Source organism: Idiomarina sp. 017G (genome assembly GCF_004362265.1).
Classification (GTDB): Bacteria; Pseudomonadota; Gammaproteobacteria; order Enterobacterales; family Alteromonadaceae; genus Idiomarina; species Idiomarina loihiensis.
Window position 1 is genome coordinate 1 of the sequence record NZ_SNWT01000019.1, and the last position, 1,208, is coordinate 1,208.

1 protein-coding gene is annotated in these 1,208 nt (G+C 47.4%); it reads left to right on the top strand.

Features of this window, described 5'->3' with window-relative positions:
- Positions 1-30: 30 nt before the first annotated feature.
- Positions 31-1,208, top strand: a 1,178-nt coding sequence (locus DEU30_RS13555; protein WP_133493661.1) for an IS256 family transposase, incomplete at its 3' end; no start/stop codon positions are given.

Here is a 1,208-nt window from a genome sequence, read left to right on the forward strand (position 1 = left end):
TCGTTAAACTAAGCAAAAAAGAGATGACATATGACCAAAACCAATTTCGACATGGATGCCGCTTTAAAGCAGTTGCGTGAAGGCAAAGACCTCACCGGCAAAGACGGCATCCTGACACCGCTTATTAAACAACTCACTGAAGCTGCGATGCAGGCTGAGCTTGAAGAGCATCTCAGTGATAAAGAGCAACCTAATCGCAAGAACGGCTCGACGTCAAAAGCAGTTAAGAGTCCTGCCGGCAGTTTTGAACTAGATACGCCCCGCGACAGAGCCGGCTCATTTGAGCCGCAACTGGTTAAAAAACATCAGACGCATTTAACCGATGAGCTGGAGCGTAAAATTATTGCGCTGTTTTCTCTTGGAACCAGCTATCAAGACATTCGCATGCACATTGAAGACCTGTACGGCATTCATGTCTCAAACGGCACCATTAATGCTGTCACGGATAAGCTTCTGCCGGAGCTTCAGGCATGGCGTGAACGACCTTTAGAAGCGGTTTACCCCATTGTCTGGCTCGATGCCATTCACTATAAAATTAAAGAGAATGGGCGTTTTATCAGCAAAGCTGTTTACACCATCCTTGGCCTCAATATTGACGGCAAAAAAGAGCTTCTGGGCCTTTATTTATCCGAATCAGAAGGCGCACATCACTGGCTGAGTGTGTTGACTGACCTACACAATCGAGGGGTTCAGGATATTCTGATTGCCTGCGTCGATGGCTTAAAAGGCTTTCCCGAAGCCATTGAAAGCATTTACCCGAAAACCGAGGTGCAACACTGCATTATTCATCAAATTCGCAACTCGATGAAGTACGTGGCCAGCAAAAATCAGAAAGCCTTCATGGCCGACTTAAAATGCGTGTATAAAGCCGCGACACTGTCCGCTGCCGAAAGCGCTCTGGATGATTTAGAAGCCAAATGGGGCGATAAATATCCCATCGTTATTCAATCCTGGCGCAATAAGTGGCCGACACTCTCAGCGTATTTTAAATACCCCGACTATGTTCGGACCGTTATCTACACAACCAATGCCGTTGAGGCGGTACACCGCCAGTTCAGAAAACTGACCAAAACCAAAGGCGGCTTTAGCAATGAGAGTAGCTTGCTTAAGCTACTGTACGCGGGTATGTTAAAAGCAACTGAGCGCTGGTCGCACCCGGTGCAGAACTGGAATCTGACACTGTCTCAGCTAACCATCCACTTTGAAGG